15 protein-coding genes are annotated in these 14,269 nt (G+C 34.0%); 4 read left to right on the plus strand and 11 right to left on the minus strand.

The features are described 5' to 3' along the window. Positions 1 to 46 precede the first annotated feature (46 nt). Positions 47 to 1,087, minus strand: coding sequence for an ATP synthase beta subunit C-terminal domain-containing protein (locus AN960_RS02105; RefSeq protein ID WP_056466092.1), 1,041 nt, complete (start codon positions 1,085 to 1,087; stop codon positions 47 to 49). Positions 1,088 to 1,460: 373 nt separating this feature from the next. Here AN960_RS02105 and AN960_RS02110 point away from each other — a divergent pair, with 373 nt between their 5' ends. Beyond that, positions 1,461 to 1,841 carry a hypothetical protein gene (locus AN960_RS02110; RefSeq protein WP_056466093.1) on the plus strand — a complete coding sequence of 127 codons (381 nt, stop codon included), beginning with the start codon at positions 1,461 to 1,463 and terminating at the stop codon, positions 1,839 to 1,841. A gap of 199 nt (positions 1,842 to 2,040) precedes the next feature. Here AN960_RS02110 and AN960_RS02115 read toward each other — a convergent pair whose 3' ends face one another. Together AN960_RS02115 and AN960_RS02120 are read right to left on the minus strand one after the other, a co-directional pair. After that, positions 2,041 to 2,577 carry a GNAT family N-acetyltransferase gene (locus AN960_RS02115; RefSeq protein WP_056466096.1) on the minus strand — a complete coding sequence of 179 codons (537 nt, stop codon included), beginning with the start codon at positions 2,575 to 2,577 and terminating at the stop codon, positions 2,041 to 2,043. 285 nt (positions 2,578 to 2,862) lie between these two features. Next, a complete protein-coding gene (locus AN960_RS02120; RefSeq protein WP_082459324.1) occupies positions 2,863 to 3,753 on the minus strand; it encodes a DMT family transporter in 891 nt (296 codons plus the stop codon). A 161-nt stretch (positions 3,754 to 3,914) separates the two neighbouring features. On the opposite strand from AN960_RS02120, the gene AN960_RS02125 reads away from it, so the two are divergent. The 3 genes from AN960_RS02125 (at position 3,915) to AN960_RS02135 (ending at position 6,746) form a co-directional block, all read left to right on the plus strand. After that, positions 3,915 to 4,889, plus strand: coding sequence for a ring-cleaving dioxygenase (locus AN960_RS02125; protein WP_056466104.1), 975 nt, complete (start codon positions 3,915 to 3,917; stop codon positions 4,887 to 4,889). A gap of 559 nt (positions 4,890 to 5,448) precedes the next feature. Then, complete coding sequence (locus tag AN960_RS02130; RefSeq protein WP_056466105.1) at positions 5,449 to 6,471, plus strand: hypothetical protein; 1,023 nt, start codon at positions 5,449 to 5,451, stop codon at positions 6,469 to 6,471. Positions 6,472 to 6,491: 20 nt separating this feature from the next. Continuing rightward, complete coding sequence (locus AN960_RS02135) at positions 6,492 to 6,746, plus strand: hypothetical protein (protein WP_056466110.1); 255 nt, start codon at positions 6,492 to 6,494, stop codon at positions 6,744 to 6,746. 78 nt (positions 6,747 to 6,824) lie between these two features. Here the strand turns inward: AN960_RS02135 and AN960_RS24970 are convergent, their stop codons facing one another. From AN960_RS24970 to AN960_RS02170, 8 genes are all read right to left on the minus strand, one after another. Next, on the minus strand, positions 6,825 to 6,950 hold the full coding sequence (locus AN960_RS24970; RefSeq protein WP_286131552.1) for a hypothetical protein: 126 nt from the start codon (positions 6,948 to 6,950) through the stop codon (positions 6,825 to 6,827). A 454-nt stretch (positions 6,951 to 7,404) separates the two neighbouring features. Then, a complete protein-coding gene (locus AN960_RS02140; RefSeq protein ID WP_056466113.1) occupies positions 7,405 to 8,730 on the minus strand; it encodes a GntT/GntP/DsdX family permease in 1,326 nt (441 codons plus the stop codon). A gap of 52 nt (positions 8,731 to 8,782) precedes the next feature. Continuing rightward, the gene (locus AN960_RS02145; RefSeq protein WP_056466114.1) at positions 8,783 to 9,505 is read right to left on the minus strand and encodes a GntR family transcriptional regulator; all 723 of its coding nucleotides are present in this window, start codon (positions 9,503 to 9,505) and stop codon (positions 8,783 to 8,785) included. Between the two features lie 18 nt (positions 9,506 to 9,523). Further along, positions 9,524 to 10,537 (minus strand): sugar kinase, encoded by a 1,014-nt coding sequence (locus AN960_RS02150; protein ID WP_056466118.1) that lies wholly within the window; start codon positions 10,535 to 10,537, stop codon positions 9,524 to 9,526. Continuing rightward, positions 10,530 to 11,282, minus strand: coding sequence for a 2-dehydro-3-deoxy-phosphogluconate aldolase (gene dagF / locus AN960_RS02155; protein ID WP_056466122.1), 753 nt, complete (start codon positions 11,280 to 11,282; stop codon positions 10,530 to 10,532). The genes AN960_RS02150 and dagF overlap by 8 nt, the downstream gene beginning before the upstream one ends. After that, positions 11,279 to 12,388, minus strand: a complete 1,110-nt coding sequence (locus AN960_RS02160; protein WP_056466125.1) for a DgaE family pyridoxal phosphate-dependent ammonia lyase — start codon at positions 12,386 to 12,388, stop codon at positions 11,279 to 11,281. The genes dagF and AN960_RS02160 overlap by 4 nt, the downstream gene beginning before the upstream one ends. Next, entirely contained in the window at positions 12,366 to 13,469 is a 1,104-nt protein-coding gene (locus tag AN960_RS02165) for an amidohydrolase/deacetylase family metallohydrolase (RefSeq protein WP_056466128.1), read from the minus strand. Before AN960_RS02165 ends, AN960_RS02160 begins: the two co-directional genes overlap by 23 nt. 335 nt (positions 13,470 to 13,804) lie before the next feature. Continuing rightward, the gene (locus AN960_RS02170; RefSeq protein WP_056466131.1) at positions 13,805 to 14,245 is read right to left on the minus strand and encodes a GNAT family N-acetyltransferase; all 441 of its coding nucleotides are present in this window, start codon (positions 14,243 to 14,245) and stop codon (positions 13,805 to 13,807) included. Positions 14,246 to 14,269 lie beyond the last annotated feature (24 nt).

Consider the following 14,269-nt stretch of genomic DNA (forward strand, 5'->3'; position numbering starts at 1 on the left):
ACACATCCAAGCGTCACACTCTTCATTATACTGATGTTTTACTTTTCTACAGGCTACCAATAAAATTCATTTTATCTACTTCCATCGTATCGAAAGCACCATCGATTAGTTTTCGAACATCTTGTAGGGTATTTTGTAATTTAACAGATGCCCCTGGACCTGTGAATTCTTCTGCTACGAAAAATGGTTGAGTTAAATATGCTTCTAATAATTCACCACGTTTATATGTCAATTTTTCAGTTTCAGGTAATGAATCAATACCATGTACTGCTACTAGTGACCTTAACTCTCGATATCTACGTAGTAATTTCTGAGCTGCTTTTTGTACTTGGTTGTGGGTTTGGTCTGGTTGATTATCTTCTAAAACTGTAGATGTTGAATGAATAGGATTAATTGCAGGATATTTATGTCTGAAAGCTAAGTCTGCATCAAATTGCCATAATGTTTCTAATGGTCCGTAAGGGAAATCTTCGTCAACCGCTTCTCCTTTTAAATCAACTAAAAAAGTTGTTACATCTTCAATACCGATATCTGCTAATTTTTGTTGGAGACGGTTAATATCACCGGTAATGACGTTTGAACGATCCGCTGCAAAAGCAAACTCTACGTTTTTTCCTGCTTTTGCGATTGCTTCATATACTTCATCAATCGAATGACATACTAAATTTACATCAGCTAAAATATCATCGATTTCTGGATGCTCACCTTCTGGTTTTAATAAAATCGTAAAATATGAATCATTCTTTAATTTATAGAACATTTCTGCTAATACTACTAGTTGACCCATGCCTGGTCTTGCAACCAAGCCAACTGTACCACCTTTTACTAATGGAGCAAATAAATCAAGCGTTTTTATTCCTGTTTCAATCATCTCAATCTTCTCCCCTCTAATGATCAGTTCATCCAATGTACATTCTGCTAATGCAGCTAATGCGACTAGTGTTCTTACTTCTGAGCGACCAATTGGAATTTTTCCAGTACATAAGTTTGAAACAGTTGCTGGTCGAAGTCCAACAGTTTTCGCAGAAGTAGTCAAATTCGGTACTCTACGACGTAATAATGCGACATTCAAGCGTAAATTTTCCATCTTTCTCCTCCTTTAAGTTTAATTTATTCGAATTTACAGAATTAAGCAAGTATTTTTTACTTTTAAAAGTAATTTTTTTACCCTATAAAGTAAAAATAGGCATTTTTCACTAAAAATGTTTTCGTTCCAGAAAAATCACCAGACATTTTTAACGATTATGATAAGTAGAATTCCCTAACGATAAACATAAAAAAAAGAGAAGTGGCTCAGTCTTCTCTTTTTTTTTATGTTCATACTCAAAACCTACATAATAATAATCTTATTTCCATACTGCAAACACCCCTAGTCTGTATGGATATTTAACTAACAGCCCAAACAAAAAACATACATTTTCATACTTTAATAAGGATTAAACTAAAAAGGAGTTGATAAAATGAACTTTTTCCCTCAATATCGGACATTTCCAGGATTTCCAGGACAACCAGGCGGATTCCCAGGGCAACCAGGTGGATTTCCAGGATTTCCGGGACAACCGGGTGGCGGAGGTCAAGGTCAATCTCAAGGTCAACCGACTGCACCACCACCTTCATTCACACCACAAATGTCGCAAGCTACTGCATTTGCAGTAGATCCAGGTGCAATCGCTGGTTGTCGATTTAGAAATACTTATGTATGGTTGAATAATGGCGAACAATTTTGGTACTTTCCTACCTTCGTCGGCAGAACCTCAGTTGCAGGTTGGAGATGGATTGGCTGGAGATGGATATTTTTTGGAATCGATACCCATCGAATTAGATCGTTTACGTGCTTCTAAAAACTATAGTAAAAAAGCCTTGTGATTAGATATCACAAGGCTTTTTTAACGTAAGACATTTCCAAATTACTAGAATATACGTTTACTTGATTTCTACCATTCATTTTAGCCAAGTACAGAGCTTTGTCTGCAAAATTTAAGCCATCTACTAGGTTAGATGATTCAATTGGCACGAAATTTAAACTTGTTATTTTCAGTTCTATTTAATAAATAAGCCCATCATTAAAGTATTACAGTATTTTCCATCTATATAAGTATCTTCTTTCATTACCCCTTCAATTTCAAATCCTAAATTTTTATACAATTGAATGGCTTTAAGATTATCTCCATTCGTAACTAATTGAATTTTTCTAGTTAGATCATTTTGTTTAACCCAATCAATTAATGATTGCATCAATAACTTTCCTAAACTTAATCCCCAATATTCTTTTTTAATTACAATGCCAAGCGTACCAACATGCTTTGTACGTTCCTTTTGACTGGAATTGATCGAACCGATACTTATTATTTGATCATTAATCATACCTAATAATATAACTGAATTTTTTTCATTGAAGGTATCTTCTAAAAAAGTCTGGTATTCTGCTTCATTTCTTTTGAACTCGTTTCCTCCAAATGATAAAAAGTTCGTTTCTCCACCTACGATGTTATAAAAATCTATAATTGATTTAGCATCAGTTCCTATTGCTTGACGAACTTTTACTATTTCTCCATTTTTTAATTTTAATTCAAACATTCTATTACTCCTTTACAAATTAAAAATAGCTGCATAAGCAGCCATTTCAGACTGTTGCCAAACGCTCGCTTTCTTCGTTGCTTCGCCTGTCTGCGGTGCTCATTACCGTCTAAGGTAACTCCGCTCCTCACCAGACTTCGCGCCTCGAAAGACAAGCGCTTGCAATCAGTCTGAAACCCAAGTTTTTTGTACTTTGTCTACACACTGAAATAGCTGCATAAGCAGCTATTTTTACATTTAAATATTATTAAACTAATATGCTAGATACATTTTATCATATAACATTTAAAAATCCATTTTATTCTCAACAATCTTTCTTTTCACACTAGTAAGAACAACTAAAAGCGCTCCACCTAGAACAATAGTCCCACCTACCACTTGAAGTAAGCTCATATTTTCATGAAATAGAATGGTTGAAAATGTGATTGTCACTACTGGCTCAACCATACTTAATACTGCCCCTTTTGTCGGTCCTATTCGTTTTACGCCAGCAAAAAATGCACCCATTGATATAACACTTGATATAATTGAAATACCTAAAATTGAAATCCAACCAATCAATTTAAAATGAATGTGAATCGTGCTTGTCGATACGCCAACTAGTAAAAATGAAATGCTTGCAAATAAAGAAATATATGCACTTGTTACTAATGGAGGTACATGCATCGAAACTCTCCCACCAACAATTATGTATATTGAGTAAACGATTGCTGCTGCTAAAGCTAATATGATTCCGAATGGATTTATATTTGCTGCAGGAGCCCCCAACACGAGTACTATTCCGATCAACGATAATAATATTGATATCGTTATATTTTTTGTTAATTGCTCTTTGTTTACTAAAAATGATAGAATTGCTACAAAAATGGGATATAAATATAGAATTAATGCTGCTAATGAAGCAGGAATGTATTTTACTGAGCTGAAATAAAAACTTGATTGAAGCATATACAATACTCCACCTAGTAAAACAAACAATACTAATTGTTTTTTCGTAATTTTAACTAATTTTTTACTAACCACTAAGTAACTAAAAAACATAATTGTCGCAAATGTAAACCTTAAAAATAATAATGTATTAACACTTACATTTTGATCATAAGCATAAAGCGCAAAAATAGGCATTAATCCAAAGGCCATTGCAGATATTAAAATTAATATGTAACCGAAATACAAACTATTTTCCCCCTTTCTATTTTACTTGTCAGAATATTATAATTTATTATTAGATAACAGTTTAACATAAAACTCTACCTCAATCTCTAACCATTTTCAATGTGTACATATTAATTATGAAGTTTAATTGCTTCATTAATAATTTTAAAGGAGTGATGAAAGTGGAATTATTGGGAATTCATCATGTTTCACTACTAACTACAAAAGCTGAAAAAAATTACGAGTTTTACACGAAGGTTTTAGGAATGAGACTTGTTAAGAAAACTGTTAATCAAGATAACACTTCCAGTTATCACTTATTTTATGGTGATGCAAAAGCAAATCCTGGTACAGAAATTACATTTTTCGATATCCCTAATCTTGGAAATACATACCCGGGTCACTCGATCATATCTTCGACTTCCTTAAGAGTGGCCTCAACTGAGTCACTACATTATTGGAAGAATCGCTTTAAAGAACTTAATATTTCACATGATGACATACTTAAAAGAGCAAATCGAGATACTCTCGCTTTTCAAGATTATGAAGGTACAAGATTAATTTTAGTAGCTGATAATGGAGAAATAGGTGTTTCACCGGGTACGCCTTGGAATAAATCAGATATCCCAACCGAACATGGAATTCTTGGCTTAGGTCCAGTGACTCTAACTGTAAAAGATTCGATTCCTACTAGTAAAACTTTAACGGATGTTTTAGGTTTTAGACTTGTTGGCACTTACCCTTCTACAGCAGGAGATTTTGCAAGTATAGAAGTTTATGAAACCGGATTAGGTGGTGCTGGAGCAGAAGTTCACTTAGAAGTAAGACCAGACTTACCGAGAGCTAGACCTGGACGAGGAAGTGTACACCATGTTGCTTTTAGAGTACCAAACGAAGAAGAATATAATAAATGGGCCGACAAAATAAATTCACTTGGGATTACGAATTCAGGAAAAGTAGAACGGTACTATTTTAAAGCGCTCTATTTTAGAGAACCAAATCATATTTTATTCGAATTATCAACTGATACCCCTGGATTTGATGTTGATGAAAATATTGATAAACTAGGTGAACGTTTAGCACTACCTCCATTTTTAGAGCCTAAACGTGCTGAAATCGAAGCAAGTTTACGTCCATTAGACTTTAATGAAAATTAATTTGATACATTGGCTTAATTATTTTATATAAGTACTTAAATTAGGTGGGTTTCCCCGCAATGATATTATCCCCTTATAGTAGACAGTTAAAAGAAAGGTGTTTGTACTGTCTACTATAGGGGGAATTTTTTATGGGGAAAATTAGAAAGACATATGATAATCTGGATAATGCATGCATTGTAAGCTTCTTCAGTCATTTTTAAACCGAGTGTTTTTACCGCTATCAGTTTAATGATCAGAACCAAGTTGAACATGCGGTAAAGCGATATATATATGGTATTACAAAAATAAAAGATTTCAAGAGAAATTAAAAACCTTACCCCTATTGAATACAGGGCTAGGGCTGCTTAAAATACCTTTTTTTTAGTGTCTACTTGACAAGGATAAGTCTATTACTGGAAAGGTCCTTTTTACTTGGAGTTTTCATGAATCATATTCAAAAAGCACTGCAACAACACTTAATTCTATCATGTATTAAACAAAAAAGACTTTCCTTATTTGAAATATCGTATTTCAAATAAGGACTAACACTTAACTCTACTAATATAGTAAAATTTCATTGGATTATATATCCAATAAATATTACAAGGCGGAGGTATTACATGAAAAATTATTTAAACAAACTACTGTTACTGCAAAAGTAAACACTCAATCTAGTTTCCCTGCACCTCCCATTATTCAAGGTAGAGCAGTAAATGATAAGTATCCCCAAATGCCAGCACCAACAGTTGAGGCATTTTCTAATGATGATGGCACTGATACAGGTTACATAGACGTTTCTTGGGAGCCGGTTGAGGATGTAATTAAATATCAAGTAATTTTATTTAACGGTTCTATCCATAGCTACTGGGATTTCCCAGCAGAAGAAACCTCTTGGACAACTAAAGACAAGGGTATGTTCCCTACAATTGAACAAATAGAAAATGGTCAAGTTAATTTTAGAAGAGATGGGAAAGCAACTGATTTTTCCATTGATCCAACAACACTTTATAAAAAAGCAAATGAGGTTAATAGTAGTAGTCTAAATTATTCTGAGAGTCTTGATTATTATGTTCGTGTAACAGCTGTTTTTGATGATGGTTCCAGTCCGATTTCATATTCAGCTATTACCCAGATTCCATTAGAGTCATTACCGCAGTTTTCAAAAGATGAGATAGAGCTTATTGAATCAGAGTTAATAGAAAGCAATATCTCTGAAGATATTATTTTTAATAATATTTATCAAGAATTGTTAACTTTACCTGAATTTCAAAATTACTTAAATGCCCCTTCAACAGACGGGGCAAAGTCAAAAGCTGCAAAAATAGCAGCACAACAAATGTTAAAGACTTTAAAAAGAATAGGGCAAGTTTCTTGGGATAGGAGTATCTCTACTGCTATCAACAAACTACCTATTACATCAAACGCAAAAACTTTAATTAAGAAATATTTAAAATATCAAGCAGTAATGTCAACATTGAATATAGTAATAGATTTTAGTGGTACAATCGAAGATGGATTAACTTCTGCGTTCAAGAAGATGGGTTTATCAGCAGCATTAAGTGGAATAGCTGCTAGAGCTGTTATATTTGTTCTTATATAAATTTTAAGGTTGGATGTATAATGAGTACTTTAATTCCTTGGTATCTTCGTGATAAATTTATATGGGCTGTTTGTATAATATTACCGCCCCTTGCTTATATAATTTTACTACTTAATAAAAAAAAGTTAAATCATAAAAAGTATGTAGAAAACTTAACAATAGCGACAATAATTGTTGGTATTTGGGTTTTAAAATTTTTACCTGGTAAACTTTATCCATCGTTTATCTTTACAGTATTAATCGGATATTATTTACGAAAATATTTTTATAAGTAAAAGAAATAGAGAATCTATGTACGTAAATAAATAATAAGCTACTAGTTTAGTAGCTTATTATTTTTAACTTAATACATCTTACTCCAATTCTTCTCTTCGACCACCTTTTTTATTTTCTACATCTCTATAAATACTCTCACCAATTCCTGTGATTTTAAAATTCTTAGGATTTCGAATACTATGTGTACCATCTTTTCTCCACAATAAGTGATCCTCTTTTTATAACGGTAAATAAGAGTGGAAGGTGAAATACTGGAAAAGAAGAGTGGACTGCAAATAAAATTAGCAAATCTGCATTTAAATATCGAGAATCGCAAATAAAACTTCCAAAACTGCAATTAAATTCAAGTGTATCGTAAATAAAATTGATAATTACCTATACCAGTAAGGGTATTTAAAGCTAAAAATTGTACAATTGTAGAAAATGAAATTGAAAATATACATACAAAATCGTATAAAAATATTCTAATAATCATAAATAAAGACCAATTATATTAACTACAGATGAAGATACTATTGAGATACCTCCACTATTTAGATCAAAATAGCCCCTCAGGTATAAATCTTTGATGTTCCCTAATCGGTCGTATAACAAATAAAAAAAGAGGCGCCTTTCATGTCAGTTGCCTGAGTTTTGAAACAGCCTCTTCCTTTATTCTTAAATAAAAATATCTAATACTAATGTAAGTCCAAACGCTACAAACGACAGAAGCGTTTCCATTACTGTCCATGTTTTGAATGTTTCCTTAACTGTTAATCCTAGGTATTCTTTTACTAACCAGAAACCTGCATCATTTACATGTGAAAACATTAGTGAACCTGCGCCAGTCGCAATAACAAGTAATTCTAGGTTTACACCTGTCATATGTGCCACTACTGGAGAAACAATTCCAGCTGCTGTTGTTAAAGCAACTGTAGCTGAACCAGTAGCTATTCTTATTAAACCTGCTACTAAGAATGCAAGCACAATCGGTGATAGTGACATTTGCTCAGCCATTGTTGCAATGGCAGTACCTACACCGCTTTCAATTAGGATTTGCTTAAATGCTCCACCTGCACCAATGATTAATATAATTGAAGCTAAAGGTGTTAAACATTCATCAGTTAATTTTTTAATTAAAGTTTTGTCCATTCCTTGGCGATACCCTAATAAATAATAAGCTGCAAAACAAGAGATTAATAGAGCAATTACAGGGCTACCGATTAAAATTAAGAATTTAGCAATTGCACTTGGTAGAGATAAGTATGGTGTAATTACCGTTAACACCATTAGTAAAACTGGAAGTAAAATGATGAAAAATGATACACCCGTACTTGGTAAAGCATTTGACTTCGTTTCAACTCGAATTAACTCTGGTTCACCAATTGGTGTTACACGTTTGTGAATCCATTTTGAAAAGATCGGACCTGCAATGATTGCAGTTGGAAAAGCAATGATTAATGAATAAAGTAGGACTCGTCCTAAGTTTGCATTATAAATACCAATCGCTGTCATTGCCCCAGGATGTGGTGGCACTAAACCATGTACAATCGATAAACCGGCAAGTACTGGGATACCAATTAATAGAATATTTGAATTGGTAGATTTACGAATTGATATAACAAGAGGTAACAAGATTACTAGACCGACCTCGAAAAAAACTGGAATTCCAATAATAAAACCTGAAAGCAACATTGCCCATGGTAGGTTTTTTACGCCGAATTTTTTAATAAAGAAATCGGCTACTTGCATCCCTGCACCAGAATCTGTCATCATTTTTCCTAAAATCGTACCTAAAGCTAAAATCCCAACAAGATGACCGAGAACGGCGCCGACTCCTGTTTCATAAGCAGTTACAATTTTATCCATTGATACGCCAGAAAAAACGGCTAGGAAAAGGCCAGCTACAGATAAACTGATAAATGCATGCCATTTCCACCACGATACTCCTAAAATAACGATAACGATTGCTACTAATGTAATTCCTATCAAATATAAATCCATTATTGCACACTCTCCCTTAGTAATCGCTTACATTTTATACAATGAAGATACATTACTGCGTTGAATCATTGTAGGTTACAACGTAATTTTGTTTGGCCGTATTATAGTAACCTTCACTGATTTCTAGAATATTTCCATCTTCATCACTAGAACGACGTATTCTTTTTAATGTGGTTGTGCCTTTTTCTAAATTTAAAATCTCACAAACATGATCCGGAGCAACAGCTACTGCAAATTCATCTCGGAAAGATTCTAATCGAATATTATTTTCTTCTAAGAAACGATATAGGGAACTGATCTGTATGTCTTCTATCTCTTCTTCTGTTACTTCAATTGAAATATAGTGTGTAAAGTGAATATACGGTTCATTTTCCAGTAAATAAATTCGCTCAATTTGGACATATTTATCACCAAATACAGAATAAGGGATAGAATCCGCTGTTACTTCTGGCTTTTTTATGCTCAGCACTTTTTTAGTAATATGACGTCCTTCTTCAACTAATATTTCTGTAAAACGCTTCCCTTTTGAAAGTTTTGCGCTCGTAACATTCGCAATAACCTTTGTTCCTTTACCACTTTTCTTTTCTAAGTATCCTTCTTGAACAAGTTCTTTTATGGCATTTCTAATCGTAATTTTACTCACACTAAACTCTTCTTCTAATTGAGGTTCGGAGGGAATATTTGTGTGAATTGGATAAACTCCATGTAAAATTCGATCCTTTATCATCTCTTTAATTTGTAAATACAACGGTCCTTTTTTACGATTCACACTCATTCCCTTACCTCTCCTTTTTTAGCGCTTAATATCATCAATTGTTCCAGCCATAGCTGATAAAATTTCTGCCTCTGTTGACATCGGAGTATCTCCAACGATCGTACATGCTAACATTCCCGCTGTTTGAGCAAAGAGAACAGTTTTTTCTGGTGAAAAATCAGTTATCACCCCATGTAGGATACCGCTAGTATAAGCATCTCCAGCGCCAATTCGATCGTATACGGAAAAAGAAGTATTTTCCGAAAAGTGAAACTCTCCATTTGTGAATAGATATCCACGTAATGAATGTGAATTGTCACTATTAATTGCTCGGTGCGTTCCAGCAACAGTTTGTATGTTATATTGCTTTGCAACTTTAGGAATCAAGTCTTTCAGTTGTGCTTCCCTAGAAGTCCCTTCTGTCTCCATTCCTAAAACATACATCGCATCTTTCTCGTTCATCATGACGATATCAGCTAATGCTAGCATATCTTCATAATGAGGTTTTGCTTTACTATATCCTCCCTCCCATAAAGAAGGTCGGTAATTACAATCAAAACAAACTAATCCACCATTTTGTTTTACTTTTTTCGCAAGAATTTTCATTGTTTCTCTAACATCATCTGTCATCGCTAGTGTAATACCGCAAAAATGGATAACATCTGCTTGTTTTGCAATTTGATCAAGATCATAATCGCTATAAGATGCCGTATTAAAGCTACTTTCTAAACGATTAGTATATGTCACACGACTAGAGCGCTGTCCAAAACCATTTTCTAAAAAATACAGTCCAAGATATTTTCCGCCTCTAGTTATATAATTTCGATTAATTCCTAGTCGTTGCAAGAAAGCAATCGCAGCATCTCCTAATGGATTGTTCGGCAATTTTGATACTAGAAAGCCATCATGACCAAGCTTAGTCATCGCGGACGCAACGTTTACACCAGTTCCTGAGAAAGAATATTGTAATGCGTTTGCTTGTGCCAGTAGTTCATACCCTGGCACTTGCAATCGCATCATTACTTCTCCGAAAGCAACAATTTGTTTACGCATATTTTTCAACCAAACTTTTTGTGATTGCTAATAATTTTCTTACATCTTCAGGATTAGTTTTTCCAGTTTCTTCATTAATAATTGAAGAATATACGTGTGGGATAATTTTAGGTACTTTTTCTTCCAATGCAATTTCTAAAATCTCTTCAAAATTCTCTAAATCAATACCACCAGTAGGTTCTAAAGCAAAACCTTCTTCACCACATGCTTTTGCTACAGCACGAAACTCTTCAACGTGTTTTAGCCCTTTCATTGGGAAGTATTTTAATGCATTTCCACCCATATCACGAACTAACGCAATTGCAGATTTGATTGGTACAATCGCTGTTTCACTAGCTGCACTTACAGGTCCAGTAGAGATATTTACATAGCCAACTTTTCCAGTTGGAGATACTAGAGAATTGATCCAGCTATCTTTTTCACCTAAGTTAGCGCGTGTTGCACCTACTGCAGGAAATACTTGATTGATATGACTTCCAGGATAATGTTTGGCGATTTCTGCTACAACTGCTGCTTGTCTATTATCACCAGCACCAAGACCAATCGATACCGCTTCATCAATTGCTGCACCGTATTCTTTCATAGCTGATACAGCAGCCTCTACAGTTGGGTAGTCTTTTGAAAGAACACCTACTAATACATGACCTTCTGCAGCTTCAAAAACTTCAACTGCATTTTCAATACTATTTGCTAAAACATTTAATGCTACTCGGTTGTTATAAAAACGTTTTTCAATATTTGTCATTGTTCAGTTCCTCCTAATATTGCTCGCACTTGAGCTTCAATTACGTAAATATCATCTGATTGTAGTGGTCGTGGATCAATATCGAAAAAGCCTTGACGAACACCGTAATCACGGGTGTAAATTGCAATATCACCATTCTTTAATTGATCATTTACATCCTTCGCTGTCGTTTTCGTTACAACAGGATCAATTTGGATTCGGGCTCTAAAAATAGCTCGTCCCGCTTCATCTTGTACGATTGTTACTTTTATACCATTGATTGAATCTAGTGATTTTAAAACTTCTAAACTAGCTTTTTCATTTTCACTATTGTCTTTCTTGACAAAATATTCATCCAAAGCTTGCAACAGGCCAAAAGTGGTTTCTTTACCAACTTTCATACTTCTACCGATACAATGTAATTGTACTTTTAACCAATCGATATATTTTTGCTTGCCGGCAACAATACCTGAAGTAGGTCCTTCAATCGCTTTCGAACCACTATATATTGCTAAATCTGAGACTTTGACATATTTTTGTAAATCTTCTTCAGCGGCAGCATCGATAATTAAAGGTACATTATTAGCTTGAGCTACTTCCCAAGCTTCTTCAACTGAAATCATATTTTTTTGAACAGCATGATGAGATTTTACATATAAAATTGCTGCTGTTTTTTCACTAATCGCATCTGCAATATGTTCTACTTTCCCTTCATTTGCATAACCGACTTCGACTAATTTACCTCCACCAAGGAAAATCATCGTTTCTACTGGAGCACCATACTGTACGTTGTGTCCCTTTAACATAATGATTTCATTTTTTTGGATTGATTCTTGGTGTAATCTTTCGCTTTTACGTCTGTTTCCTTCAGTCACAATTGCAGCTACTGAAAGGGCAATTCCACTTGAAGCTGAGTTAACAACTACAGCCGCCTCTGATTGAAGAAGACCCGCAATATGATTTCCAGCCTTATCAACTAAGTCCGAAATTTCAACATAATTTTGACCACCAATTTTCATTGCTTCCATGACAGTGTCCGTTGGAGCGGAAACACCTAATATACTCATTCTACCGCTTGCGTTAATTACTCTTTTCAAACCATATTTAGCATTCAATGTGTTCTCCATTAATAACCACTCCTTTTACTACGATTTTTTGTTCAGCTTTACGCTCGTCCCCTTCAGAGTCTAGTAAGGTTGTCGCTTCATCTTCAACAGTAAATAAAGTGAGGTTTGCAAAATCTCCTACCTGAATTCTTCCAAGTTCTGGTTTATTAAGCCACTTAGCCGCATTAACTGTAACAGCATCAATAATTACTTCTAGTGAATAACCTAAGTATAAAAATTTTGATAAAACATGAGACATACTATATACTGGGCCATTCAATCGATTTTTCCGATAAATATCAGTGCTAATCGTATCGAATTTAATTCCATGTTCTTTAGCTTGCAAAGCTGTTTTGAACGAAAAACTTGCATTTCCGTGCCCAACATCTAAATGAACACCTCGATTAATTGCCTCTAGAAATTTTGGAAGAGGTCTTCCCATCTCATCAAATAAATTATTTGCTTTACCATTTAAGTAGTGCGTAATTATATCTTTATTTTCAAGTAAGTCTAGAACGTCATTAATATCTGGCGGTCCTGAACCAATATGAACCATAAGTGGTAAGTCGGTTTCGTTTGAGAACTTACGAGCTATTTTTAAAGGTTCTACCCCATTTTCACCTACTACACTTTTGCTAATCCTTGCCTTCAGTCCGATAATAAAATCTTTATGTTCTGCAATTGTATTTTTGAGTTGCTCCTCGTCTAACCAAGACAAATCAGATAACTCGTCAATTCGTTTTAAACCAATTCGCGAAATATTTAAAAATGCGAAAACATTTGTTTTTGATTTTTTACAGCTACTTACCAATTTGGACATGTTATCGGCGCCAGTGCTACCCGCATCAACAATTGTAGTAACACCTGTTTTATAACCAATCTCGTCGACATCATCACCATATGGCTCAAATTCTGCATATGCATGGACATGCAGATCAATCCAGCCACTAGAAACAAATACATTGTGCTTGTAATCTACCTTTTGCTCACCATTACCGGTTCCAGCAGCTACAATGTCTTTAATCTTTTTATTTTCTACTATGATATCAACAGAACTTCCGTCTATCATTTTTACATTCTGTAGTACGAAATGATCCTTCATTTCCCCTCATCCTTTTCAGTAATCATCTAAATTGATTAATGTATTCGTTTACATCTTCTTGTTTATTATTCCAATGTAGAATAACATCTAATTTCTCATTAGTCAATATAACGTTATAATGTTTAAATATTTTTTTATTATATTCCCATAAACCTTTTACGAATTAAAGGCGTCAGATGATTCTAATCTTGACTTACACCCTACTTTATATTTGCCTTTTAAATTTTTTTATTATACAAAAAAAGCTTGTAAACATGGAGGAAACTCCAATTGTCTACAAGCTAAATGGAAAGTGAACTTACCGCATAAGTGGCATAAGCATTAAATATTATCTTTTAGTTTACAATTAATTCTTTCTTAAATACTTTTTGTGCTTTTGTGTTTTCGAAACCAATCTTTTTATAAAAAATAAGTGTTTCTACTCTAGTTTCATTTGTCCGTACCCTTATTTCTTTAAATCCCAATAATTGTGACCATTCTTCGCATCTTTCCACTAGAAACTTACCAATTTTTTGCCCCCTATATGTACTGTCAACAATCAAACCACCAATTTCAACATATGGCGGAGACTCAATCAAATATCGTCCGTGAGCATGAATCCAACCAATAAGTTTACCTTCAATTTCTGCTACAAATACAACATGATCTTTCTGATCTACTATTTTATTTAATCGTTCAATAACTTGATTTTTTTCGACATTGTAACCCAATTGACCCGATAATCTAGCAATTTCTGAACTATCAGTTGTTGAGGCAATTCTGTATCTAATATCCATCCTACACCTCACATTTAAACTTGT

Source organism: Bacillus sp. FJAT-25509 (assembly GCF_001420605.1).
GTDB lineage: Bacteria > Bacillota > Bacilli > Bacillales > Bacillaceae_G > Gottfriedia.